At 60.1% G+C, this 23,637-nt stretch carries 23 protein-coding genes and 1 pseudogene; 9 read left to right on the forward strand and 15 right to left on the reverse strand.

The genetic code is table 11. The features are described from left to right. Window positions 1–74: 74 nt before the first annotated feature. Window positions 75–842 (reverse strand): methyl-accepting chemotaxis protein, encoded by a 768-nt coding sequence (locus ACW9HW_RS19350; RefSeq protein ID WP_371858212.1) that lies wholly within the window; start codon window positions 840–842, stop codon window positions 75–77. A 90-nt stretch (window positions 843–932) separates the two neighbouring features. Then, window positions 933–2,123 (reverse strand): annotated as a pseudogene (locus tag ACW9HW_RS19355) (cache domain-containing protein); the annotation flags it as partial. 195 nt (window positions 2,124–2,318) lie between these two features. Between ACW9HW_RS19355 and ACW9HW_RS19360 the strand changes: the two are divergent. Then, window positions 2,319–3,212, forward strand: a complete 894-nt coding sequence (locus ACW9HW_RS19360) for a PA4780 family RIO1-like protein kinase (RefSeq protein ID WP_457401311.1) — start codon at window positions 2,319–2,321, stop codon at window positions 3,210–3,212. A 161-nt stretch (window positions 3,213–3,373) separates the two neighbouring features. On the opposite strand, the gene cueR is transcribed toward ACW9HW_RS19360, so the two are convergent. The 3 genes from cueR to ACW9HW_RS19375 form a co-directional block, all read right to left on the reverse strand. Next, on the reverse strand, window positions 3,374–3,787 hold the full coding sequence (gene cueR, locus ACW9HW_RS19365) for a Cu(I)-responsive transcriptional regulator (RefSeq protein ID WP_095192002.1): 414 nt from the start codon (window positions 3,785–3,787) through the stop codon (window positions 3,374–3,376). Next, window positions 3,784–6,177: a heavy metal translocating P-type ATPase gene (locus ACW9HW_RS19370; protein WP_457401314.1), complete on the reverse strand. Its 2,394-nt coding sequence runs from the start codon at window positions 6,175–6,177 to the stop codon at window positions 3,784–3,786. Before ACW9HW_RS19370 ends, cueR begins: the two co-directional genes overlap by 4 nt. A gap of 191 nt (window positions 6,178–6,368) precedes the next feature. Next, window positions 6,369–6,752, reverse strand: coding sequence for a hypothetical protein (locus tag ACW9HW_RS19375; RefSeq protein WP_095192000.1), 384 nt, complete (start codon window positions 6,750–6,752; stop codon window positions 6,369–6,371). Between the two features lie 161 nt (window positions 6,753–6,913). On the opposite strand from ACW9HW_RS19375, the gene ACW9HW_RS19380 reads away from it, so the two are divergent. Continuing rightward, window positions 6,914–7,111, forward strand: a complete 198-nt coding sequence (locus ACW9HW_RS19380; protein WP_095191999.1) for a heavy-metal-associated domain-containing protein — start codon at window positions 6,914–6,916, stop codon at window positions 7,109–7,111. A gap of 91 nt (window positions 7,112–7,202) precedes the next feature. After that, on the forward strand, window positions 7,203–8,399 hold the full coding sequence (locus ACW9HW_RS19385; RefSeq protein WP_095191998.1) for a multidrug effflux MFS transporter: 1,197 nt from the start codon (window positions 7,203–7,205) through the stop codon (window positions 8,397–8,399). Between the two features lie 8 nt (window positions 8,400–8,407). Here ACW9HW_RS19385 and ACW9HW_RS19390 read toward each other — a convergent pair whose 3' ends face one another. From ACW9HW_RS19390 to ACW9HW_RS19400, 3 genes are all read right to left on the reverse strand, one after another. Then, window positions 8,408–8,578, reverse strand: a complete 171-nt coding sequence (locus ACW9HW_RS19390; RefSeq protein WP_008066222.1) for a hypothetical protein — start codon at window positions 8,576–8,578, stop codon at window positions 8,408–8,410. A 213-nt stretch (window positions 8,579–8,791) separates the two neighbouring features. Further along, on the reverse strand, window positions 8,792–9,805 hold the full coding sequence (locus ACW9HW_RS19395) for a zinc-binding alcohol dehydrogenase family protein (RefSeq protein ID WP_457401318.1): 1,014 nt from the start codon (window positions 9,803–9,805) through the stop codon (window positions 8,792–8,794). 31 nt (window positions 9,806–9,836) lie between these two features. Beyond that, window positions 9,837–10,130, reverse strand: a complete 294-nt coding sequence (locus tag ACW9HW_RS19400; RefSeq protein WP_457401320.1) for a putative quinol monooxygenase — start codon at window positions 10,128–10,130, stop codon at window positions 9,837–9,839. A 116-nt stretch (window positions 10,131–10,246) separates the two neighbouring features. Between ACW9HW_RS19400 and ACW9HW_RS19405 the strand changes: the two genes are divergently transcribed. Together ACW9HW_RS19405 and ACW9HW_RS19410 are read left to right on the forward strand one after the other, a co-directional pair. Then, on the forward strand, window positions 10,247–11,176 hold the full coding sequence (locus ACW9HW_RS19405) for a LysR family transcriptional regulator (RefSeq protein WP_095191995.1): 930 nt from the start codon (window positions 10,247–10,249) through the stop codon (window positions 11,174–11,176). A gap of 160 nt (window positions 11,177–11,336) precedes the next feature. Beyond that, on the forward strand, window positions 11,337–12,071 hold the full coding sequence (locus ACW9HW_RS19410; RefSeq protein ID WP_457401324.1) for an ArsR/SmtB family transcription factor: 735 nt from the start codon (window positions 11,337–11,339) through the stop codon (window positions 12,069–12,071). 141 nt (window positions 12,072–12,212) lie between these two features. Here ACW9HW_RS19410 and ACW9HW_RS19415 read toward each other — a convergent pair whose 3' ends face one another. Beyond that, complete coding sequence (locus tag ACW9HW_RS19415) at window positions 12,213–13,166, reverse strand: adenosine deaminase (protein ID WP_457401326.1); 954 nt, start codon at window positions 13,164–13,166, stop codon at window positions 12,213–12,215. A 187-nt stretch (window positions 13,167–13,353) separates the two neighbouring features. Between ACW9HW_RS19415 and ACW9HW_RS19420 the strand changes: the two genes are divergently transcribed. Then, window positions 13,354–14,445 (forward strand): calcium:proton antiporter, encoded by a 1,092-nt coding sequence (locus tag ACW9HW_RS19420; protein ID WP_095191992.1) that lies wholly within the window; start codon window positions 13,354–13,356, stop codon window positions 14,443–14,445. Window positions 14,446–14,505: 60 nt separating this feature from the next. Here the strand turns inward: ACW9HW_RS19420 and ACW9HW_RS19425 are convergent, their stop codons facing one another. From ACW9HW_RS19425 to ACW9HW_RS19435, 3 genes are all read right to left on the reverse strand, one after another. Beyond that, the gene (locus ACW9HW_RS19425) at window positions 14,506–15,864 is read right to left on the reverse strand and encodes an 8-oxoguanine deaminase (RefSeq protein WP_457401328.1); all 1,359 of its coding nucleotides are present in this window, start codon (window positions 15,862–15,864) and stop codon (window positions 14,506–14,508) included. 252 nt (window positions 15,865–16,116) lie between these two features. Continuing rightward, the gene (locus tag ACW9HW_RS19430; protein ID WP_095191990.1) at window positions 16,117–16,803 is read right to left on the reverse strand and encodes an SDR family oxidoreductase; all 687 of its coding nucleotides are present in this window, start codon (window positions 16,801–16,803) and stop codon (window positions 16,117–16,119) included. A 24-nt stretch (window positions 16,804–16,827) separates the two neighbouring features. Then, on the reverse strand, window positions 16,828–17,178 hold the full coding sequence (locus ACW9HW_RS19435) for a MerR family transcriptional regulator (RefSeq protein ID WP_095192468.1): 351 nt from the start codon (window positions 17,176–17,178) through the stop codon (window positions 16,828–16,830). A gap of 82 nt (window positions 17,179–17,260) precedes the next feature. On the opposite strand from ACW9HW_RS19435, the gene ACW9HW_RS19440 reads away from it, so the two are divergent. Beyond that, window positions 17,261–17,728, forward strand: coding sequence for a hypothetical protein (locus ACW9HW_RS19440; RefSeq protein ID WP_457401331.1), 468 nt, complete (start codon window positions 17,261–17,263; stop codon window positions 17,726–17,728). Between the two features lie 379 nt (window positions 17,729–18,107). On the opposite strand, the gene ACW9HW_RS19445 is transcribed toward ACW9HW_RS19440, so the two are convergent. The 3 genes from ACW9HW_RS19445 to ACW9HW_RS19455 all read right to left on the reverse strand — a co-directional run bounded on the left by ACW9HW_RS19445 (window position 18,108) and on the right by ACW9HW_RS19455 (window position 20,383). Continuing rightward, on the reverse strand, window positions 18,108–18,689 hold the full coding sequence (locus tag ACW9HW_RS19445; protein ID WP_457401333.1) for an IMPACT family protein: 582 nt from the start codon (window positions 18,687–18,689) through the stop codon (window positions 18,108–18,110). A 7-nt stretch (window positions 18,690–18,696) separates the two neighbouring features. Next, entirely contained in the window at window positions 18,697–19,347 is a 651-nt protein-coding gene (locus ACW9HW_RS19450; protein ID WP_095191987.1) for a TetR/AcrR family transcriptional regulator, read from the reverse strand. A gap of 115 nt (window positions 19,348–19,462) precedes the next feature. Further along, complete coding sequence (locus tag ACW9HW_RS19455; protein WP_457401336.1) at window positions 19,463–20,383, reverse strand: LysR family transcriptional regulator; 921 nt, start codon at window positions 20,381–20,383, stop codon at window positions 19,463–19,465. Between the two features lie 138 nt (window positions 20,384–20,521). Between ACW9HW_RS19455 and ACW9HW_RS19460 the strand changes: the two genes are divergently transcribed. Both ACW9HW_RS19460 and ACW9HW_RS19465 read left to right on the forward strand, forming a co-directional pair. Next, entirely contained in the window at window positions 20,522–21,871 is a 1,350-nt protein-coding gene (locus ACW9HW_RS19460; RefSeq protein WP_095191985.1) for an aspartate aminotransferase family protein, read from the forward strand. 74 nt (window positions 21,872–21,945) lie between these two features. Then, on the forward strand, window positions 21,946–23,439 hold the full coding sequence (locus ACW9HW_RS19465; protein ID WP_095191984.1) for a CoA-acylating methylmalonate-semialdehyde dehydrogenase: 1,494 nt from the start codon (window positions 21,946–21,948) through the stop codon (window positions 23,437–23,439). Window positions 23,440–23,637: the final 198 nt, after the last annotated feature.

The raw sequence follows: 23,637 nt of genomic DNA on the forward strand, positions 1-23,637 counted from the left end.
ACAAGGACAGCGAATAACCCTGTGGGAGCGAGCCTGCTCGCGAATGGCCGCGAAGCGGCCACCGGGATGTTGAATCAGGTACGGAACCGCCGCACCAACCCATCCAGTTCATTGGACAACCCGGCCAGGCTCTGGGAATCCAGCCGCGCCGAGTTTGCCAGTTCGGCCACCAATTGCGCATCGCCATGGATCTGGCTGATGTGCCGGTTGATGTCTTCGGCCACCTGGTGCTGTTGTTCCGCCGCCGTGGCGATCTGGGTGTTCATGTCGCGGATCACGTCCACCGATTCACGAATCTGCCCGAAGCTGCTGCGAGCTTCGCCGATGCGCGTCACCGATTGCTGCGACACTTCCAGGCTGGCATGCATCTGCTGTGTCACCTGGCTTGTGCGTTTGGCCAGGTTACCCAGCAGCCCGTCGATTTCCGCCGTGGAATCCGCCGTGCGCTTGGCCAACGCCCGCACTTCGTCCGCCACCACCGCAAAACCACGGCCTTGCTCTCCGGCCCGCGCTGCTTCGATGGCGGCGTTCAACGCCAGCAGGTTGGTCTGTTCGGCGATCGAGCGAATGGTGCCGAGGATCGACTGAATGTCATTGCTGTCGCGCTCCAGCTGTTGCATCGACTGGGCCGACTGTTCGATTTCCTGGCTCAGGCGATCCACGCTGCTCACGGCGGCGTCGATCTGCTGCTGGCCTTCGCGGGCCTGGCGCTGGCCGCTGTCGGCCGACTCGGCGGCCTGGCTGCAAGAGCGGGCCACTTCGTTGGCGGTGGCAACCATTTCGTGGAACGCCGTGGACACCATGTCCACCGCTTCACGCTGGCGTCCGGCGGCTTCGGCCATGTCGCTGGAGACTTGGGTCGAACTCTTGGAGGTGGCCAGGATCTTGGTCGCGGCGCCGCCGATGTTCTGGATCAGGTTGCGGATCGCGGTCAGGAACTGGTTGAACCAGTTGGCCAGTTGCGCGGTTTCGTCGCTGCCACGCACTTGCAGGTTTTTGGTCAGGTCGCCTTCACCTTGGGCGATGCCTTCCAGGCCATCGGCCACGCTGCGGATCGGACGCACGATGACGCTGGCGAAACTGGCGCCGACAATGGCGAAGATCACCGCCAGCACGGCTGCGATGATTGCGATCAACCAGGTCAGTTGGGTCGCGGTGCTCATTACGTCGTTTTGTTTGATCAGACCGATGAAAGTCCAGCCCAGTTGCTCCGACGGCCAGACGTTGGCCATGTAGCGCTCGCCATTGAGTTCGACTTCGACCAGGCCTTTGCCGGCCTTGGCCAGTTGGGCATAACCCTCGCCGAGGCTGCCCAGGGCCTTGAAGTTGTGCTCCGGTTGTTTCGGATCGACCAGCACGGTGCCGGAGTTTTCCAGCAGCATCAGATAGCCGGTTTCGCCGAGCTTGATCTGTTTGACCAGTTCGGTGAGTTGTTTGAGCGACACGTCGATACTGACGACACCGCCATTGGTGCCCAGCTTGTTGTCGATGGTGCGTACGGTACTGACGTAGGTCGTATCATTTTCGGCCCAGTAGTAGGCCTCGGTACGGAACGGCTTACCCGGTTTGGCCTGGGCCGCCTTGTACCACGGACGCTGGCGCGGGTCGTAGTTGGCCAGCTTGGCATCGTCCGGCCACGACACGTAGCCACCGGCGGCGGTGCCGAGGATGGCGTAGGCGTAGGATGGATGTGCGTTGCCCAGGTCCTGCAGGAAGCCAAAGACTTTTTTGTCCATCTCGCCTTGAGGAATGCTGGCGGCGTTGGCGTTCATGTAGGTCTTGAGGCTGTCGTCAGAGTTCGTGATCAGCGGTTGCTTGGCCAGGTATTCGACGTTCTGGCTGATGCCGTCGAAAAACAGTTGCATGGCATTGCTGACCTGACGGATTTCGCGACCGCTGTTGTCGACGAATTCGTCCTTGGCATCACTGCGCAAGTTCAGCACAACGAGGGTGGCGACCAGCACCACGGGCAAGCAGGCGATGATTGCAAACGCCCAGGTCAACTTCTGTTTGATGTTCATCCGCGCTCCAGATTTTCTTGTAGGCCCACGCAGTGCAGATGACTCGCGGTTTATTGGCAGCCGTAAACGTTGTTGATCAACCCTGTTCCCTGAGTGCGGCATCGTTATTGTTGTAGAAACGATTGTCGGACAAATCAGTTTGTCACTCAGGGCTTCGGCTGTTGCCTGCGGAAATTGAGGGTTGTTTTGAAAAATCACGCGAACGGTACGTCGGCACCCCCTCCCCCGATTGGATGGATTGCCGTATAACGAATGACTTTCGCGTGTTTGGTAATAAAGGACCCACAATAAAAGCTGATGAAGACTCCAAAACGCATTGAACCCCTGATCGAGGACGGTCTGGTCGACGAGGTGCTGCGCCCACTCATGAGTGGTAAAGAAGCAGCTGTTTACGTGGTGCGCTGCGGTAACCAGTTACGTTGCGCGAAGGTCTACAAGGAGGCGAACAAACGCAGTTTTCGTCAGGCGGCCGAATACCAGGAAGGCCGCAAGGTGCGCAACAGCCGTCAGGCCCGGGCCATGGCCAAGGGTTCCAAGTTTGGCCGCAAGGAAGCCGAAGACGCCTGGCAGAACGCCGAAGTGGCGGCACTGTTCCGCCTGGCCAACGCCGGTGTGCGGGTACCCAAGCCGTATGACTTCCTCGAAGGCGTGCTGCTGATGGAATTGGTGGCCGACGAGTACGGTGATGCCGCGCCGCGCCTGAACGACGTGGTACTGGAGCCGGACCAGGCACGCGAATATCACGCTTACCTGATTTCTCAGATCGTGCTGATGTTGTGCACCGGTCTGGTGCACGGTGACCTGTCCGAGTTCAACGTCCTGCTGACCCCGACCGGCCCGGTGATCATCGACTTGCCGCAAGCGGTGGACGCGGCGGGCAACAATCACGCGTTCAGCATGCTGGAGCGGGACGTGGGCAACATGGCCTCCTACTTCGGGCGGTTTGCCCCGGAGTTGAAGAAAACCCGGTACGCCAAGGAAATGTGGGCCCTGTACGAGGCGGGCACCTTGCACCCGGCCAGTGTCCTGACCGGTGAGTTCGACGAACCGGAAGAACTGGCGGACGTCGGCGGCATCATGCGCGAGATCGAGGCCGCACGCCTGGATGAAGAGCGCAAACAAGCGGCCCGTGCCGCAGACGATGCGCCACCGGGCAAAGCCGAAGAACCGCCTCCGCCCTGGATGCAGTGATCGGTTAATCAAAAAACCGGCTTCGGCCGGTTTTTTGTGCGCAACACAAAACCCAATGTGGGAGCGGGCCTGCTCGCGAAAACGTCGGCACATCCAACATCAGTGTGTCAGGCAGTCCGCTTTCGCGAGCAGGCTCGCTCCCACAGGGACGCCCGTGGCAATCAGGCCGAAACCGGTTTGGCACAACACCCCGACTCCAGATTCTTGAGAATCGGACAATCCGGTCGATGATCGCCCTGGCAATGCTCGACCAAGTCCTGCAACGTATCGCGCAATTGCCCAAGTTCACGAATCTTCTGGTTCAACTCGTCGATGTGCTGTCGGGCCAAGGCCTTCACATCGGCACTGGCACGCTGGCGGTCCTGCCAGAGGGTCAGCAGTTTGCCGACTTCTTCCAGGGAAAACCCCAGGTCCCGGGATCGCTTGATGAACGCCAGTGTGTGCAGGTCGTCATCGCTGTACACCCGGTAACCGCTGTCGGTGCGATGGGCCGCCTTGAGCAAACCGATGGACTCGTAGTAACGGATCATCTTCGCGCTAAGTCCGCTGTGGCGGGCCGCTTGGCCGATGTTCATCGCTTGTCCTCCAGATCCTCGGGTTTCCAGGTTTTCAACAGTAGCGCATTGCTCACCACGCTCACACTCGACAACGCCATCGCCGCACCGGCCAGCACCGGATTGAGGAAGCCGAAGGCCGCCAGGGGAATGCCGATCAGGTTATAGACGAAGGCCCAGAACAGGTTTTGCCGGATCTTCGCATAGGTCTTGCGGCTGATCTCCAGCGCCGCCGGCACCAGGCGCGGATCACCGCGCATCAGGGTGATCCCGGCGGCGTGCATGGCCACGTCGGTGCCGCCGCCCATGGCAATGCCGATATCCGCCGCGGCCAGAGCAGGTGCATCGTTGATGCCGTCGCCGACCATCGCCACTACCCCTGTTTTTTTCAGAGCGGCGACTTCGGCGGCTTTGTCCGCAGGCAGGACTTCGGCGTGTACGTTCGTGATGCCCAAAGCATCGGCCACCACTTTGGCGCTGCCACGGTTGTCGCCTGTCAGCAAGTGACTGCTGATATGACGTGCGTTGAGTTGTTGCACGGCTTGCAATGCGCCAGGCTTGAGCGTGTCACCGAAAGCGAACAATCCCAGTACGCGCGGCGTGGGGTTTTGCTCGATCAGCCAGGACAGGGTCCGGCCTTCGGTTTCCCAGGCAGTGGCCGAACCGGCCAATTCGCCTGCGCTCAATCCGCTCTCTTGCAGCAGGCGCCGATTACCCAGCGCCATTCGACGGCCATCAAGACTGCCGGCAATGCCGCGCCCTGTCAGGGACTGACTGTCGCTGACATCGGCCACGGTCAGGCCGCGTTGTGCACACTCATCCAGCACAGCCTTGGCCAGCGGATGCTCACTGCCGCGTTGCAAGGCGCCGGCCAGTTGCAGCAGGCGGGAATCGTCACCGTCGATGGCACTCAGGTGGGCGATGCGCGGGGCGCCGGAGGTCAGGGTGCCGGTCTTGTCGAACACCACCGAACTGACTTCATGTGCACGCTCCAGCGCTTCAGCGTCCTTGATCAGAATCCCATGACGCGCCGCCACCCCGGTGCCGGCCATGATCGCCGTCGGCGTGGCCAGGCCCAATGCACAAGGGCACGCGATCACCAGTACAGCCACGGCATTGATCAGCGCGGTTTCCAGGGGCGCGCCATACAGCCACCAGCCGATCAAGGTCGCGAGAGCCAGCAGCAGGACCACCGGCACGAAGATCTGGCTGACTTTGTCCACCAGTTTCTGAATCGGCGCCTTGGCTGCCTGGGCGTCCTCAACCAGGCGAATGATGCGTGCCAGCACGGTTTCCGCGCCGAGTGCCTGGGTGCTAACCAGCAGGCGACCTTCACCATTGATCGCGCCGCCGGTGACTTTATCGCCAGGTTGCTTGGGGACCGGCAGGCTTTCGCCGCTGATCAGCGCTTCGTCGGCATGGCTCTGGCCGTCGACCACCTCACCGTCCACCGGGAAGCGTTCACCGGGTTTGACCAATACCAGATCATTGAGGCGCAGGGCGCTGATGGCGACTTCCTGCTCGCGGCCGTCAATCACCTGAATCGCCCGCTCCGGGCGCAGCGCCTCCAGGGCGCGAATGGCGCTGGCGGTCTGGCGCTTGGCGCGGCTCTCCAGGTATTTGCCCAGCAGCACCAAGGCGATCACTACCGCCGAGGCTTCGAAATACAGGTGCGGCATGCGCACGGCGGCGGTGGCCCATTCATAGACGCTCAAGCCATACCCGGCGCTGGTGCCCAGGGCGACCAGCAGGTCCATGTTGCCGGCACCGGCGCGCACGGCTTTCCACGCCGCGACATAGAACCGCGCGCCGAAAATGAATTGCACCGGCGTGGCCAACGCGAATTGCACCCAGGCCGGGAGCATCCAGTGCACGCCGAAGGGTTGCAGCAGCATCGGCAATACCAGCGGCAAGGCAAGGGCAATGGCCGCGATCAAGGCCCAGCGCTCGCGATGCAGGCGGGCCTGTTGGGTATCGATGGGCGGATGTTCGGCTTCCCACACGCTGGCGGCGTAACCGGCCTTGGTCACGGCGGCGATCAAGGTTTGTGCATCGACATGCCCGAGCAGCTCCAGATGCGCGCGCTCGTTGGCCAGGTTCACGCTGACGCTCTTCACCCCCGGCACTTTGTTCAGTGCCCGTTCGACGCGGCCGACGCAGGACGCGCAGGTCATGCCGTCGATGCTCAGTTCCAGACTTTGCTGCGGCACGCGGTAACCGGCATTTTCCACAGCCGCCATCAGCGCCGGGAGGCTGTCGACAGGCGCCTGGACCCGTGCCTGCTCAGTGGCCAGGTTGACGCTGACAGCACTGGTGCCGATGACTTTGCTCAAGGCGCGCTCGACACGCCCGGCGCAACTGGCGCAGGTCATGCCGGCAATCGGCAGATCGAAAGTGGTGGATTCGGACATCGGTTGCACTCCCTGTAGAAGATGTCTACAGGATCAACCTTGCCATGCTGGCAAGGTCAAGCACCCATCTGCGGATTGTCGCAGGTCAAATGTGGGGGCGAGCCTGCTCGCGAAAGCGGTCGTCCAATCAGCATCATCGTTGACTGACACACCGCCTTCGCGAGCGGGCTCGCTCCCACAAGGGATTTGTTTCAGTAACCCAGGCCCGCACGCTTGAGATACATCCCTTCCTGCGTCATCGCAATCCGGTACTTCTGCACATCCCCGGCGCGCAGCGTGATGTTCTGCGAACCCGGTGCCAGCATGCCCGGGTTACAGCCTGGCACTTGGCCCGGCAGCAGTTTGAGGCGCAGGGACACGTTGCCCGGGGGCAGGTTGAACGAGGTGCTTTGCTCCTGGAACAGCCGCGCCGACAGTTGATCGTGGATGTACACGCCGATCTCGCAGTTGGTCGCGACTTCCAGCCGTTCGCGGGAAATGATCAGCACCCCATAGTCCTCCCCGGCGGCTTGGGCCGAAGGCATGGCGGAGAAGAGGCTGAGGAAGCCAAACAGGCTGAAAACTGACCAGCGCATGGCTGAATCTCCTGAGATCGAGTCATTGATGGACGCAGCTTGGCCGAGCGCGGCGACGATTGCCAGCCCGGCAGATCACTGCAGAACTTGACCTTGCCATGGTGGCAAGCTCGACACTGCGGGCAACCTCACTCAAACGCTTCACTAAAAGGAGTTGTCCCATGCAAGTATTCAATGTTGAAGGCATGTCCTGCGGTCACTGCGTCCGGGCCATCACCCAGGCCGTCCAGGCCAAAGACCCGGCGGCCAGCGTGCGCGTCGACCTGGCGGCGAAAGAAGTCGGCGTCGAGTCCGCGTTGAGCGCCGATCAAGTGATCGCGGCAATCAGCGAGGAAGGCTATGGCGTGAAACTGGCCTGATTTTTAATAGTTAGCGAGCTATCGGAATGTTCAAGGCGTCCTTGCGCGGCTAGACTGTCGGCCTGCCGACCTCTGTCCCACTGGATGCCTGATGAACTTTCGTACAATCCTGATTCTTGGCGCCTTGAGCGCATTCGGTCCGCTGGCGATCGATTTCTATCTGCCAGCGTTTCCGGCGATGGCGCTGGCTTTCGGTACAGACGAAAAACACGTTCAACTGACCCTGGCCGCTTATTTTTTGGGGTTGTCCATTGGTCAGCTGGCTTACGGGCCGGTGGCGGATCGTTTCGGGCGACGCCTTCCATTGTTGACCGGAGTCGGACTGTTTACCGCCGCTTCACTGGCGTGTGCCTACGCACCGAATCTGGAATGGTTGATCGGCGCGCGGTTTATCCAGGCGCTGGGCGGTTGCGCAGGGATGGTGATTGCACGGGCGGTGGTCAGCGATAAATGCGATGCGGTGGGCTCGGCCAAGGTCTTTTCGCAGTTGATGCTGGTGATGGGGCTGGCACCGATTCTGGCGCCGATGCTGGGCGGTTTGTTGGTCAATACCACCGGTTGGCAATCGATCTTCCTGGTGTTGACCGGTTTCAGCGCATTGGCCGGATTGGCCGTTGCCCTTGGCTTGCCGGAAAGCATGCCCGCGCATGTTCCACGTCAGCCCTTGTCGGGGGCATTGCGTCAGTACGGTCGCCTGTTGAAGGATCCGGTATACCTCGGTCATGCGCTGACCGGCGGCATCGCTATCGCCGGAATGTTTTCCTACATTGCGGGTTCACCGTTCGTCTTCATCAAACTCTATGGCATACCGGCGGAGCATTTTGGCTGGTTCTTCGGCGCCAATGCCGCCGGTTTCATTCTGGTGGCCCAGATCAATGCGCGGCTATTGGCCAAGCGCGGACCTGCGTCCCTGCTGACACGCACCGTGTGGATTTATCTCGGTGCCGGTCTGGCACTGCTCGCTGTCAGCGCGCTGCATACCGAGCAGCTCTGGCCGTTGCTGCTTCCCTTGTTTGTCTGCATTGCCAGCCTGGGTTGTATTCTGCCCAACGCTTCGGCCTGTGCCATGAACGGCCAGGGCGCCCGGGCCGGCAGTGCATCGGCAATGATGGGCTGCCTGCAATTCAGCGTGGCCGCCGGCGCTGCCGCGCTGGTGGGCGTTTTGCACGACGGCAGCGCCATGCCGATGGCCATGGTCATCAGCCTGTGCGGTGTTCTGGTGGTGAGCGTGGCGATGCTCACCCGACGGTTGCAAAATGCCCGGGCATTGGCGCAAGCCCAGGTTTGAGGGCGGACTCAGCCAACAGCGCGCTGCTGACGGTCGGGAATCTGATGGGGGGCGTGCAATCGCGCTTCGAGGGTATTGGTGAAGGCACGGGCTTCGGCTTCGCTGCGGAATGTCACCGCATGTTGGTCCAGGCGGACCTGCCACTGGGATTTTGCCAATTCTTTTATCAGGATCTTCATTACTGACCTCCTCATGTAAAAGATTGTCTCGCAGAGGTTTCGATTGTAGTCCTGAATACGATCACCATTGTGACAAGGGTCAACTGTCGGACTGACGGTTTGTAACAAAAAATCATCGCACGGAAAAATGCAGGAACCGGCGCAACCGGCGATCGTTTCAGGCCGTAAAACCAGCGTCGAAAGATCGCAGACTGCGCCAGCTTCTACAACAATCTAGAACCCTTCCAGCACGATCTTGCCCTTGGATTTGCCGCTTTCCAGCAGGGCATGTGCACGACGCAGATTGGCCGCATTGATGGTGCCGAAGTGCTCGCCAACCGTGGTTTTCAATGTCCCGGCATCGATCAGGCGCGCCACGCGGTTGAGCAGGTTGTGCTGCTCAATCATGTCTGCGGTTTCGAACAGCGACCGGGTGTACATGAACTCCCAGTGCAGCGACAGGCTCTTGCGCTTGAGCTTGGTCACGTCCAGGGTTTTCGGGTCATCGATCAGTGCCAGTTTGCCCTGCGGCGCCAGCGCCTCGACCAATTGATCCAGGTGATGATCGGTCTGGGTCAGGCTGGCGACGTGAGTCACCTGATCGATGCCTGCGCGCTTGAGTTCCTCGCTCAGCGGCTGGCTGTGATCGATCACCACATCGGCGCCCAGCGATTTCACCCAGCTCTGGGTCTGCGGACGTGAAGCCGTGCCAATGACGTTCAGTGCGGTGAGCTGTTTCGCCAGTTGCGTGAGAATCGAACCGACACCGCCAGCGGCGCCGACGATCAGCAGGCTCTGGCCTTCATCGGTTTTTCCTTCGCGCACTTTCAGGCGTTCAAAGAGCAATTCCCACGCAGTGATCGCAGTCAACGGCAGGGCGGCGGCTTCGGCGAAACCGAGGGTTTTCGGCATATGGCCGACGATCCGCTCATCCACCACGTGCAACTCGCTGTTGCCGCCGGCGCGGGCGATGGAGCCGGCGTAGAACACCTTGTCGCCGGCCTTGAACAGGGTCACGTCACTGCCGACCGCCTTGACGACGCCGGCCACATCCCAGCCCAGCACTTTTGCGGCGCCGCCTTCAGGCTGGACATTCTGCCGGACCTTGGTGTCCACCGGGTTGACCGAAATGGCTTTGACCTCCACCAACAAATCGCGGGGGCCGGCGACCGGCTCCGGCAATTCAACGTCTTGCAGGGCTTTTTCGTCGCTGATCGGCAGGGACGCGTAATAGGCAATGGCTTTCATCACAGGCTCCGAAAGTTAATAGAGAAAGAAATCAGGCGAGGGTACGCAGGCGCTTGAGTTCGAAGTGTTCGAGAAAGTCACCGGCCTTGGCGCGAAAGTTCTGGATATGCGCACTGGCGTCATGGGCTTGCAGGGCTTCGTCACTGCTCCAGTGTTCGATCATGTAGAAGGCCAGGGGATTGGCCAGGTCCTGATGCAAGTCGTATTGCCCACAACCGGCTTCGGCGCGGGTCGGCTCAATCAGTGCCCGCAGGTGCTGTTCAAGGGCATTCTGCTGGCCGGGTTTGGCGATGAGGGTGGCGATAGCGGTAAAAGGCTGGGACATCGGTAACTCCGGGAACGGGCTGATTTCGATGGGCAGATGATTGGCTATTTCTCCTGAAGATAAAAGCCGCTAAAAGAGCAGTCTCTTTCAATATTTTTTTGATAATCGGAGTTTAGATGCTGCGTTTCGATGACTTGCAGCTGTTCGTGCGGGCGGCGGACCTGGGCAGTTTGTCGGCGGCCGCGCGGGGCATGGACATGTCGGCGGCGGTGGCCAGTGCGGCGTTGAAACGCATCGAGCAACAACTGGGCGCCCGTTTGCTCACCCGCTCGACCCGCAGCCTGCGCCTGACCGCCGAGGGCGAAGGGTTTCTTGAGTATGCCCGGGCAGCCCTGGGCAACCTCGACGAGGGACGGCGTTTATTGGCCCGTGGCCAGGATCAGGTCAGCGGCGTGTTGCAGTTGTCGGCGCCTTCGGACTTCGGTCGTAACTTGCTGCTGCCCTGGCTGGACGAGTTTCAGCGCGAGCACCCCAAGCTCACCGTTCGTTTGTTGCTGGGTGATCGCATCGCCGATCTGTTCCGCCAACCGGTGGACATTGCCCTGCGCTACGGTGAACCGGAAGATTCCAGCCTGGTGGCGCTACCCATCGCCCCGCAAAACCGGCGCGTGCTCTGTGCGGCACCGAGTTACCTGGCCCGGCATGGCGAGCCGCGGCAATTGGAGCAATTGGCCCAGCATAATTGCCTGCTGTTCATGCTCGGCAGCCGGGTCCACGATCACTGGAGTTTTCACGACGGCAAACGCGAAGTCGGCCTGACCGTCAGCGGTGATCGTTTCAGTGACGATGCCGATGTCGTGCGGCTGTGGGCCATTGCGGGCGCCGGGATCGCCTACAAGTCGTGGCTCGATGTGGCCGCCGATGTGCTCGCCGGCCGATTGAAAGTGCTGATGCCGGAACTGCTTTGTGAGCGCGCTCCGCTGAATCTGCTGTGCGCCCATCGCGCACAATTGAGTAAGCCGGTGAACCTGTTGCGGGAAATGCTTGCCAGCCGATGCGCCCGGTTGAGCAGTCATTTTCCGGGGTTCTCGAGAATCGGTCATTAGTCGCAGGAAAAAAGCGAAATTTCCCTCAGGAACTATCACCACCAGCGGTTTACGGAGGGCAGGAACCGACGGTCAACCCGCCTATACTAGCGTTCGCCTCATGTACGCACCGTCTTTCGCAGACAGCAGTAGACGAAACGATTCAACAGGGAGTGAATTCATGGAACATGCACCTTGCATCAGCCAGATAGCCACCTTACTGGCTGACCCCAAGCGCAGCGCAATGATGTGGGCCTTGATGGACGGCTCGGCGCGCCAAGCCGAAGAATTGGCCCTATTGGCCGGTCTGTCACCGTCTTCGACCAGCGCCCACCTCGGACGCTTGTCCGCCGGTGGTCTGTTGAAAGTCGAAATCCGGGGACGCAAACGCTTCTTCCGCCTGGCCGCACCCGAAGTCGGCGCCGCGATCGAAGCATTGGCAAGCGCGACGCTGGCCAGCACGCCTCGGGAAGTCCCGGATATTTTCCAATACTCCACACCTCTTGCCAAACCCCAGGCCAGGCGCTCGTCCTTGTTGCGCGCCCGGCTTTGCGATGACCATCTGGGAGGCACCCTCGCCGCCGACCTGTACCAGCGTTTGCTGGATGCGGGCTGGATTGAACAGTTCGATCAACGGGTCATGATCACGCTCAAGGGCTCCACCGAACTGGCGGCGCGGGGTGTATTCATCCAGGCGTTGGCCCATCGCAATGGCAAGTCTGCCTGTGCCTGTCCCGACTGGAGCGAACGACGCCCGCACATGGGTGGTTCGCTGGGAGCAGCGTTATTGCAGTTGTTCATGCAATCGGGCTGGCTGAGTCTGCCCTACGATTCACGGGCCTTGCAGGTCACCGCGGCGGGGCAGCGTGAAATCCACCGGTTCGCCAAGGAAACAGAGCTGGAGATGGTGCTGTAGGGTCCTTTAATGGCCTGGGTTTTGGCTCAGGCCCTGTGGGAGCGAGTCTGCCCGCAAATGCGCTCTTCCAGTCGACATCATCGTTGACTGACGCACTGTTTTCGCGAGCAGGCTCGCTCCCACATTGGATCTGCGCCGGTCTTACGGTTTGACCAACCGAGCATCCAGGCTGTTTTGCGCCAGGCGTTTGGCCTGATCCTGGGTCATGCCCAGATCGGTATACAGCGCATGGAAATTCTCGGTGACGTAACCGCCGAAGTACGCCGGGTCGTCCGAGTTCACGGTCACTTTCACGCCGCGTTCGAGCATCTCGAGGATGTTGTGCTGCGACATGTGATCAAACACACGCAACTTGGTGTTGGACAGCGGGCATACGGTCAGCGGGATCTGCTCGTCGATGATGCGCTGCATCAAGCGTTCGTCTTCGATGGCGCGTACGCCATGGTCGATGCGCTGGATTTTCAGCAGGTCGAGGGCTTCCCAGATGTACTCGGGCGGGCCTTCTTCACCGGCATGGGCGACGGTCAGGAAGCCTTCGCAACGGGCACGATCGAATACCCGCTGGAACTTGCTCGGCGGGTGACCCATTTCAGAACTGTCCAGGCCTACCGCGACAAATGCGTCACGAAACGGCAGCGCCTGGTCGAGGGTTTTCTGTGCCTGTTCTTCGCTCAAATGACGCAGGAAACTCAGGATCAGACCGCTGGTGATGCCCAGTTGCTGTTCACCGTCCTTCAAGGCGGCGGCGATGCCGTTGAGCACCACTTCGAACGGGACGCCCCGGTCGGTGTGGGTCTGCGGGTCGAAGAACGGTTCGGTGTGAATCACGTTCTGTTCTTTACAGCGCAGCAGGTAGGCCCAGGTCAGGTCGTAGAAATCCTGGGAAGTGCGCAGCACGTCGGCGCCCTGGTAATACAGGTCGAGGAATTCTTGCAGGTTATTGAAGGCATAAGCCTTGCGCAGGGTTTCGACATCGCTCCACGGCAAAGCGATCTTGTTGCGTTCGGCCAGGGCGAACAGCAGCTCGGGCTCCAGCGAACCTTCCAGGTGCAAGTGCAATTCTGCCTTGGGCAGTGCGTTCAGCCAGTCGTACATATTCTTTTCTCATCAGGTGCAGATGGTGGGCATTCTACAGACGCTAGCAGAAACAATTGGCAAAACCTGACCGAAAGGTTCATTGCGCCGGGCCGGAGTATTTTCCGCTGCGCTAAGGTGTAACGAAACGTTAGCGTCCCACCGCAGTCAGTCGCTTATCCGCTTCTCCACGGCAAAAAGGCCCGTCATGCTCACGATCTTCAAGCAAGAAACCTTTCTGTTGCTGGCCTTGATCGCCGCCATCGTTGCATTCGCGCTGGAGCATTGGCTACTGCACAGCGGGCAGGGCGTTGCGCTGAGCGCCGGGCTGGTGCTGATTGCGTTTATCGTCGCCGCCTCGATGCGCGTCGCCCATCAGGCCGAGTTGTTGGCGGAAAAAGTCGGTGACCCCTATGGCACCATGATTCTGACCCTGGCGGCGGTGCTGGTGGAAGTGGTGATCCTGGCGATCATGATGAGCAACGAAGCCTCGAAGACACTCGTGCGCGACACGATCTATTCGGCCGTCATGCTCGATATCAACGGCATCCTGGGCCTGGCGGCGTTGATGGGTGGCCTCAAGCATGGTGAACAGTCCTACAACGATGATTCGGCACGCAGCTACAGCGTGATGATCCTCACGGCCATGGGGGTGTCGATGGTGGTGCCCGAGTTCATTCCCGAAACCAGCTGGAAGCTCTATTCGGCGTTCACCATCGGCGCGATGGTGGTGCTTTACGCGTTGTTCCTGCGCATGCAGGTCGGGCCGCACAGTTACTTTTTCAGTTACAGCTACCCGGAAAAGCGCCGCAAGAAGGAGCCCCCGGAAGAAGAGCCGGCACCGGTCAACCTGACGTTGTCCATTAGTATTCTGGTGTTCGGGGTGGTTGTGATTGGCGCATTGGCCGAAGTGATGTCCAAGACCCTGGATCTGGGGCTGGAAGGATCAGGTGCACCGCCAGTGATTACGGCGATCCTGGTGGCGGCGATCTCCGCGGCGCCGGAGATTATGACGGCGTTGCGCGCGGCGTTGGCCAACCGCATGCAGTCAGTGGTCAACATCGCGTTGGGCGCGTCGCTGTCGACAGTCATCCTGACGGTGCCGGTGATGGAAGCGATGGCGCTCTACACCGGCCAGCCCTTCCAGATGGCCATGACCCCGGTGCAGACCGTGATGATCTTCATCACCCTGATCGTCAGTGCGATCAACCTCAACGATGGCGAAACCAATGCCATCGAGGGGATGACGCACTTTGTGCTGTTTGCGACGTTCATCATGTTGTCGTTGCTGGGGCTCTGAAAACACCACAAACCCCTGTGGGAGCGAGCAAGCCCGCTCCCACATTGGATCAGTGTTGTGTCAGGTACCCGCGATCAACTGCCGGGCCGCCTGGCTGTGATCGGCAATCAACCCCTTCAAATCCAGCCCCTCGACCTGCCCGTCAATCACTCGCCACTTGCCACCCACCATCACTCGATCCGCCCGGTCCGCGCCGCACAACAGCAGTGCCGACACCGGGTCGTGGCTGCCGGAGAATCGCAGCTCATCGAGCTTGAACAGCGCCAGGTCAGCCTGCTTGCCTACTGCCAATTCGCCAATGTCGCTGCGACCGAGCAACTGCGCCGATCCCTTGGTGGCCCAGCCCAGCACGCGTTCCGGGGTGATCTTCTCGGCGCCGTAGCGCAGGCGCTGGATGTACAGAGCCTGACGTGCTTCGAGGATCATGTTCGACGCGTCGTTGGAAGCCGAGCCATCCACACCCAGGCCCAGCGGCGCGCCGGCGTCGGTCAGTTCGATACTGGGACAGATGCCTGAAGCCAGGCGCATGTTCGAACTCGGGCAATGGCAGATGCCGGTGCCGGCCGCGCCGAGGCGGGTGATTTCGTCGGGGTTGAAGTGGATGCCGTGGGCCAGCCAGGTACGCGGGCCGAGCCAGCCGACGCTGTCCAGGTAATCCACGGTTCGCAGGCCGAAGCGTTGCAGGCAGAAGTCTTCTTCATCAAGGGTTTCCGCCAGATGCGTGTGCAGGCGCACATCGAGTTTGTTGGCCAGTTCGGCGCTGGCGGACATGATTTCTGGCGTCACCGAAAACGGCGAGCAAGGCGCCAGGGCGATCTGGATTTGCGCGCCGTCACCGCGTTCGTGGTATTCGGCGATCAAGCGCTGACTGTCGTCGAGAATCACCTGGCCTTCCTGTACGGTCTGTTGCGGTGGCAGCCCGCCGTCCTTTTCGCCGAGGCTCATCGAACCGCGGGTCAACATGGCGCGCATGCCCAGTTCGCGAACGCTCTCGACTTGCACGTCGATGGCGTTTTCCAGGCCTTGTGGAAACAGATAATGGTGGTCGGCTGCCGTGGTGCAACCGGACAGCAGCAACTCGGCCAACGCGACTTTGCTGGCGAGGGCGAGTTTTTCAGGGGTCAAGCGTGCCCAGACCGGGTACAGGGTTTTCAGCCACGGGAACAACGGCTGGTTGACCACCGGCGCCCAGGCGCGGGTCAGGGTCTGATAGAAGTGATGGTGGGTGTTGATCAGCCCCGGCAGGATTACATGCTCGCGGGCATCGAAGACTTCATTGCAAGGTGTGGAGGGCAGCTGGCCCAGGCTGAGCACTTCGACGATCACACCGTCTTGCAGCACCAGGCCGCCACGGGCATCGAGACCATTGGCCGTGAAAATGGCGAGGGGATTTTTTAACCAGGTACGGGTCGCAGGCATGTTGGCCGGCTCCTCTGAAAGTTGGGTTCAGGGTTGCCAGCTCAGTGTTGCCCTGTCTGCTGATCCAGGGTCGCCGGGGAGGCGAGGTGCGAAGTGTCGAACAAAATCGCGTTACGGGCAAGCTTCGCCCGACAAGGCGACGAACAACCCTGTGGGAGCGGGCTTGCCCGCGAAAGCGGTGTGACAGACACATTTTCGTTGGATGTGCCGCCGTCATCGCGGGCAAGCCCGCTCCCACAGTGGACGGTGGGGTTACCAGGGAATAGTCTCACCCCGATAATTCACAAAATGATGCCCGCCCTTGCCGACATAGGCATTCACCTGCTCGACCAATCCGCGCGTACTCGTTTCCACATCGATATCGGCGCCTTCACCGCCCATGTCGGTTTTCACCCAGCCCGGGTGCAGCGACAGCACAGTGAGTTTTTGCTCGCCCAATTGCGTGACGAAGCTATTGGTCATGGAGTTCAGTGCGGCTTTGCTGGCCTTGTACAACGCCAGTTCCGGTGCGTCGGGCATGGTTACGCTGCCGAGTACCGAACTCATGAACGCCAGCACACCGGTGTCTGGACGAATCTGGCTGACGAAGCGCTGGGCCAGGTTGATCGGTGCCACGGCGTTGGTGAAAAACAGCTGCCCGACTTCGGCCAGCGTCGCACCGCCCGGTGTCTGCACGTCTGGCCCCTTGACCCCGGCATTGACGAACAGCAGGTCGAACACTTCGCCCTTGAGTTGCTGACTCAAGGCGATCACCGCCTGCTGATCGTCCATGTCGAGTTTCTCGACCCGCACTTTACCCAGAGCCTGCAAGGCTTCGGCGTTTTGCGGATTGCGCACGGTGGCGGTGACTTGCCAGCCGTCGGCCAGCAGGGTTTTCACCAGACCGAGGCCGAGCCCCCGGGAGGCACCGATGATGAGTGCGTTTTTTGCCGTGGACATGTGTGCTTCCTTGATAGTTGAGAATCACGGATTCAGTGGACAGCGTTGGCCAAGACGTTGCTGCAATTCGTCTCGCAGCGTACTCAGTTCGGCCATGCGGTTTTCGATCAGCTTGAGCTTGTCTTGCAGCAACTGTGTGACCGCGCTGTCCGGATCGGGCGACTGCCATAACGCAGCGACGTTATGACCGATCTCACCCAAGGTAAAGCCCAATCGTTGGGCCGTCTTGATGTACAGCACCAGTTGCACGGTGTCGGCCGGGTAATCGCGATAACCGTTGGCGCTGCGTTGCGCTGCGATCAATCCGCGTTGTTCGTAGAAGCGCAGCGTGTCGCGACTGACTTCGCTGGCCCGGGCTAATTCACCGATGCGCATCATGACATCTCGAGAGGGCTTGACCCTGGAGCATACTCCAGGCTTTAGCCTTGTTGCTCCCTGAATTGATGGAGCAAGGTCAATGTGGACTACAACGCAATATCGTCAACTGGTGCGCGGCAGTGCGTGGTACGACTTGATCGTCACGGCTGCGTTTGCCACGCCGTGGAGCTTTGCTGCGGTACACGGGCTTTTGTTGAGTCTGAGCCAGGCTTTCAACCTGCCCGGCGAGCTGCCACCGTTCGAGCCGGTGCACATGCTGATGGCGAATTTGCTGGGGTCGATTGTTTGCGTGTGGGCGGTGCTGCGTATTCGTGATCCGCAGCAGGTGTATGGGCGGTATGACGCGGTGGCGAGGTTCTTGTTTGCGGCTTGGCAGGTTTATGCACTGGCTCATGGTGCGAGTTGGCTTTTGGCGATCTTCCTGTTCTTTGAGTTGGCGTGGGGAGTTGTTCAAATATTGCCGGTGAAGAAGCTATCCAAATCAGGGCTGGCACCACTTGAGGGCAAGGCTGACGGGCGGGCTTCAGATGTGCTCAATATAAGCTGATCAAAAAATGAGCAACCTATGGCGGGCCATGCCGGATAGGGTGTCGAGAGACCCATGAACGGGTTATCCACAGATTGCTCCACAGTATTTGTGCGCAAGCGCAAAAGTCGGGCATAAGCGCAAGGCGGCTATCTTCTAAAGGTGATAAACCGCTCTAAGTCTATGTTTTTTCGTGAATTTTATCTTTTTGATGGCGATTTGGACGAAAAGTGAGCAAAGCCCGCAAAGCCGCATGACAGAAGGGTTACAGCGGTATGTGCTCAGGTTATCCACAGCCGGGTGCACAGCAGATGTGGGCAACTGTCAGATGTATCGACAATGGGAATGCCCCAAAAGATCGCAGCCATGCAGAGCAGCGAAGGCTGCGATCTTCAAATCTTTAACGCACCAGCAAAATCCGCCCGCGGCTCAAATCGGCGAGGTGCGATTGCAACGTGGCGATCTGCTCCTCACCGACCGCCAACTGCAACTCAACGCCATTGGCCGTGAAATCCTCTTGAACGATCAGTCCTCCGAGTTCCGCGACCCTCAGTTTGACCAACGCAAGTTCGCCAAACGCGCAGGCACAACGTAGCGGTACCCGACTGATCAACTCGATCTTCGGCGCCGCTTGCAGGCATTTGTTGGCGCCACCGCCATAGGCCCGGGCGAGTCCGCCGGTGCCCAGTTGAATGCCGCCATACCAGCGAATCACCAACACCGCGACCTGATCGCAATCCTGCGCGTCGATCGCTGCCAGTATCGGCCGGCCAGCAGTGCCCCCCGGTTCGCCGTCATCGGTGCTGCGGTACTGATCACCGAGCTTCCACGCCCAGCAATTGTGCGTGGCGTTCAGGTCGCTGTGCTGTTCGATGAACGCCTGGGCTTCAGCGGGGCTGCCGATTGGCGCGGCGAAGGTAATGAAGCGGCTTTTGCGGATCTCTTCGCGGTATTCGCAAAAGCCACTGAGGGTAAAAGGCATAAGCGTCTTAAATGGTTGGCTTCAGGCCGCAGCCTTTGAGAATGATGTGGATCAGGTTGTTGCCGGCGTCTTCCATATCCTGCTTGGTCAACTTGGAGCGACCGGTGACACGGCAGATCTGCGTAGCGAAGTCGGCGTAATGCTGGGTGCTGCCCCACAGCAGGAAGATCAGGTTGACCGGATCGACCGGGTCCATTTTGCCAGCGTCGATCCATGCTTGAAACACCGCGGCCCGGCCCTGGAACCAGGCGCGGTAGTCCTGATTGAAATACTCGGTCAGGCATTCGCCACCGCTGATGACCTCCATGGCGAAGATTCGCGAGGCTTGTGGCTGGCGTCGTGAAAACTCCATCTTGGCGCGGATGTAGCGGGTCAACGCTTCGGCCGGATCGTCCTCGGCAGTCAGGGTGTTGAAGGTGCTGTCCCACAACTCGATGATGTTGCTCAACACCGCCACGTACAAACCGAGCTTGTTGGTGAAGTAGTAATGCAGGTTTGCTTTTGGCAACCCGGCATTCAGGGCGATGGTGTTCATGCTGGTGCCTTTGAACCCGTGACGGGCGAACTCGTCTTCGGCGGCTTTGATGATGGTCTCTTCGTTCTTCTGACGAATTCGGCTGGCGGGTTTGCCGCCGTGAGCTGGGACTTCAAAGGTCATAGGCACTTCCGGTCAGGTGGGTGGGTGCGGCCAGTGCGTTGATAGCGCACCCATAAGTTACACACAAGTCCTGAGACGATAATTCCAGGACTGCCACCCTACAGGTACGGTGCTGTCAGCGCGTTGCCGCCAGGCTCTCGAGAAAACTTTCCAGCACCAGATGAGGGCGGCGGCCCTTGCGCGTGACCGAGGCGAGGCTCAAGTCATAGAAGCGCGCCTGTGGTTTCAGCGCACGCAATCGACCCTGTTGCACCCAGAGGCTGGCGTAATGATCCGGCAGATACCCGATGTAGCGCCCGGTCAGGATCAGGAAGGCCATGCCTTCACGGTCCGACGCACTGGCGGTGCAATTGAGCGCCTGGTAGTGGGCCTGGATGTCCGCTGGCAAACGGAAGGTCGGTGCGATGGCGTCCTGACGGTTGAGGCGCGCATCGTCCAGTTGCTTGTCATCGACATAAAACAGCGGGTGGCCAACCGCGCAATACAGCAGCGAGCGTTCACTGTAGAGCGGTTGATATTCCAGCCCCGACAGCGCACTCGCCTGCGGTACCACGCCGACGTGCAAGCGACCGTCGAGCACGCCTTGCTCCACTTCGTTGGGGGCGATCATGCGGATCTGGATCTGCACGTCCGGCCCGCGCTCCTTCAATTGCGCCAGGGCATGGGTAATGCGCATGTGGGGCAGGGTGACCAGGTTATCGGTGAGTCCGATGGTCAGTTCTCCCCGCAAGTGCTGGTGCAGGCCATTGACCTCGGTACGGAAACTTTCCAGCGCACTCAATAGCTGCAGAGCCGATTGATAAACCTCGCGGCCTTCTTCGGTCAGGGAAAAGCCGGCGCGGCCACGTTGGCACAGGCGCAAACCGAGGCGCTGCTCCAGATCGCTCATCTGTTGGCTGATCGCCGAGCGGCCAATGCCAAGCACGCTTTCGGCTGCAGAAAAACCACCGCATTCGACCACGCTGCGAAAAATCCGTAGCAGGCGTATGTCGAAGTCGCTGACTTGCGCCAGTGGATCGGGGCGGCGGCTGCTCATGGTTGTTACTCGATAGTTTAGTGGAAAGCCGACTAAAGGTTACAAAAGTTGAATTTCACCGACTTTATCCCCGTGGCAATTTAGCTGCAACACCGGTTTTCAATCCCTACGCCGCTTATTGTCTTGCGAGGTTTCCCGATGAACTTGCCTGAAAACGCCCCGACTTCCCTGGCCAGCCAGCTCAAGCTCGACGCGCACTGGATGCCATACACCGCCAACCGTAACTTTCAGCGCGATCCGCGTTTGATTGTGGGCGCCGAAGGCAGCTGGCTGATCGACGACAAGGGCCGCAAAGTCTATGACTCGCTGTCGGGTCTGTGGACTTGCGGCGCCGGGCACACCCGTAAGGAAATTCAAGAGGCGGTGGCCAAGCAGCTGGGCACCCTCGACTACTCGCCAGGCTTCCAGTACGGTCACCCACTGTCCTTCCAGCTGGCAGAAAAAATCACTGACCTGACCCCGGGCAACCTGAACCACGTGTTCTTCACCGACTCCGGCTCCGAGTGTGCCGACACGGCCGTGAAGATGGTGCGTGCCTACTGGCGCCTCAAAGGCCAGTCGACCAAGACCAAGATGATCGGTCGCGCCCGTGGCTACCACGGCGTGAACATCGCCGGCACCAGCCTCGGTGGCGTCAATGGCAACCGCAAGCTGTTCGGTCAGGCGATGATGGACGTCGATCACCTGCCGCACACATTGCTGGCGAGCAACGCTTACTCGCGCGGCATGCCGGAGCAGGGCGGTATCGCACTCGCCGATGAGCTGCTCAAACTGATCGAACTGCACGATGCTTCCAACATCGCCGCCGTGTTCGTCGAGCCATTGGCCGGTTCCGCTGGCGTGCTGGTTCCGCCACAGGGTTACCTCAAGCGTCTGCGCGAGATCTGCGATCAGCACAACATCCTGCTGGTGTTCGACGAAGTAATCACCGGCTTCGGCCGTACTGGCACTATGTTCGGTGCCACAACCTTCGGTGTGACCCCGGACCTGATGTGCATCGCCAAGCAAGTCACCAATGGCGCGATCCCGATGGGCGCGGTGATTGCCAGCTCCGAGATCTACCAGACCTTCATGAACCAGGCGACGCCTGAGTACGCGGTGGAATTCCCTCACGGCTATACCTATTCCGCCCACCCGGTGGCGTGCGCCGCGGGCCTGGCAGCACTCGACCTGCTGCAAAAGGAAAACCTGGTACAGAGCGTGGCCGAAGTCGCACCGCATTTCGAAAATGCGCTGCATGGCTTGAAAGGCACAAAAAACATCATCGACATCCGCAACTATGGCCTGGCCGGTGCCATCCAGATCGCACCGCGTGACGGCGATGCCATCGTGCGTCCATTCGAAGCGGGCATGGCGCTGTGGAAAGCCGGGTTCTACGTGCGCTTCGGCGGTGACACCCTGCAGTTCGGCCCAACCTTCAACAGCAAGCCACAAGACCTTGATCGTCTGTTCGACGCGGTCGGCGAAGTGCTGAGCAAGATCGACTGATTTCTCCCTCTATATAGATGCAAACGACAGGCGCCCTGAAGCGGCGCCTGTGGACAACTTTTTCAGGAGCTTCCATGAGCGTTATTCCGCATTTGATCAATGGTGAGCTGGTTACCGAAACCGGTCGCAGCACTGACGTGTTCAACCCGTCCACGGGCCAGGCTATCCACAAGCTGCCGCTGGCCAGCCGCGAAACCATTCAACAAGCCATCGATGCTGCCAAAGCCGCGTTCCCGGCCTGGCGTAACACACCAGCGGCCAAGCGTGCCCAAGTGATGTTCCGTTTCAAGCAGCTGCTGGAGCAAAACGAATCGCGTATTGCCCAACTGATCAGCGAAGAGCACGGCAAGACCCTGGAAGACGCTGCCGGCGAATTGAAGCGTGGTATCGAGAACGTTGAATTCGCTTGCGCTGCACCGGAAATCCTCAAGGGCGAATACAGCCGTAACGTCGGCCCGAACATCGATGCCTGGTCGGACTTCCAGCCACTGGGTGTAGTGGCCGGTATTACACCGTTCAACTTCCCGGCCATGGTGCCGCTGTGGATGTATCCCTTGGCGATCGTGTGCGGCAACTGCTTCATCCTCAAGCCGTCCGAGCGTGATCCGAGCTCGACATTGCTGATTGCGCAACTGCTGCTGGAAGCCGGTCTGCCGAAAGGTGTGCTGAGCGTGGTTCACGGAGACAAGGCTGCAGTGGATGCGCTGATCGAAGCCCCGGAAGTCAAAGCCCTGAGTTTCGTGGGTTCGACACCGATTGCCGAATACATCTACGCCGAAGGCACCAAGCGTGGCAAGCGTGTCCAGGCACTGGGCGGGGCGAAGAACCATGCGGTGCTGATGCCGGATGCGGATCTGGATAATGCCGTCAGTGCACTGATGGGCGCCGCTTACGGTTCCTGCGGGGAGCGCTGCATGGCAATCTCGGTGGCTGTCTGCGTGGGTGATCAAGTTGCCGATGCGCTGGTGGCCAAGCTGACGCCGCAGATCAAGGCGCTGAAAATCGGCGCGGGCACTTCGTGCGGTCTGGACATGGGGCCTCTGGTCACCGGCCAGGCGCGAGACAAGGTCAGCGGTTACGTCGAAGACGGCGTAGCGGCGGGCGCGACGCTGGTAGTGGACGGTCGTGGCCTGAGCGTAGCCGGTCACGAAAATGGCTTCTTCCTCGGTGGCTGCCTGTTCGACAACGTCACGCCAGAGATGCGCATCTATAAGGAAGAGATCTTCGGGCCGGTATTGTGCGTTGTCCGGGTTAACAGCCTGGAAGAGGCGATGCAACTGATCAACGATCATGAATATGGCAACGGCACCTGCATCTTCACCCGCGATGGGGAAGCGGCGCGGTTGTTCTGCGATGAGATTGAAGTCGGTATGGTCGGTGTCAACGTGCCGTTGCCAGTCCCGGTGGCTTATCACAGCTTCGGCGGTTGGAAGCGCTCGTTGTTTGGTGACCTGCATGCTTATGGTCCGGATGGCGTGCGTTTCTACACCCGCCGCAAAGCCATCACCCAGCGCTGGCCACAGCGCGCGAGTCATGAAGCGTCGCAGTTCGCGTTCCCTAGCTTGTAATTAGAAGGGAAGAAGGCCGGCCTCTTTAGGCCGGCCTTCGCGTTTTTGGGGCTTTTTTGACCTATGTGACAGATTTATGAAAATAGCTGTTGACGGCAGATCTCAGGTGTCTATAATTCGCCCCACTTCCGGCGCAGTCGAAGCGGAAAACTCCTTGGTAAACAATGAGTTACGCAGTTTTCGGCAGCGGGTTGCTTC

Source organism: Pseudomonas sp. SDO5532_S415, from assembly GCF_054071155.1.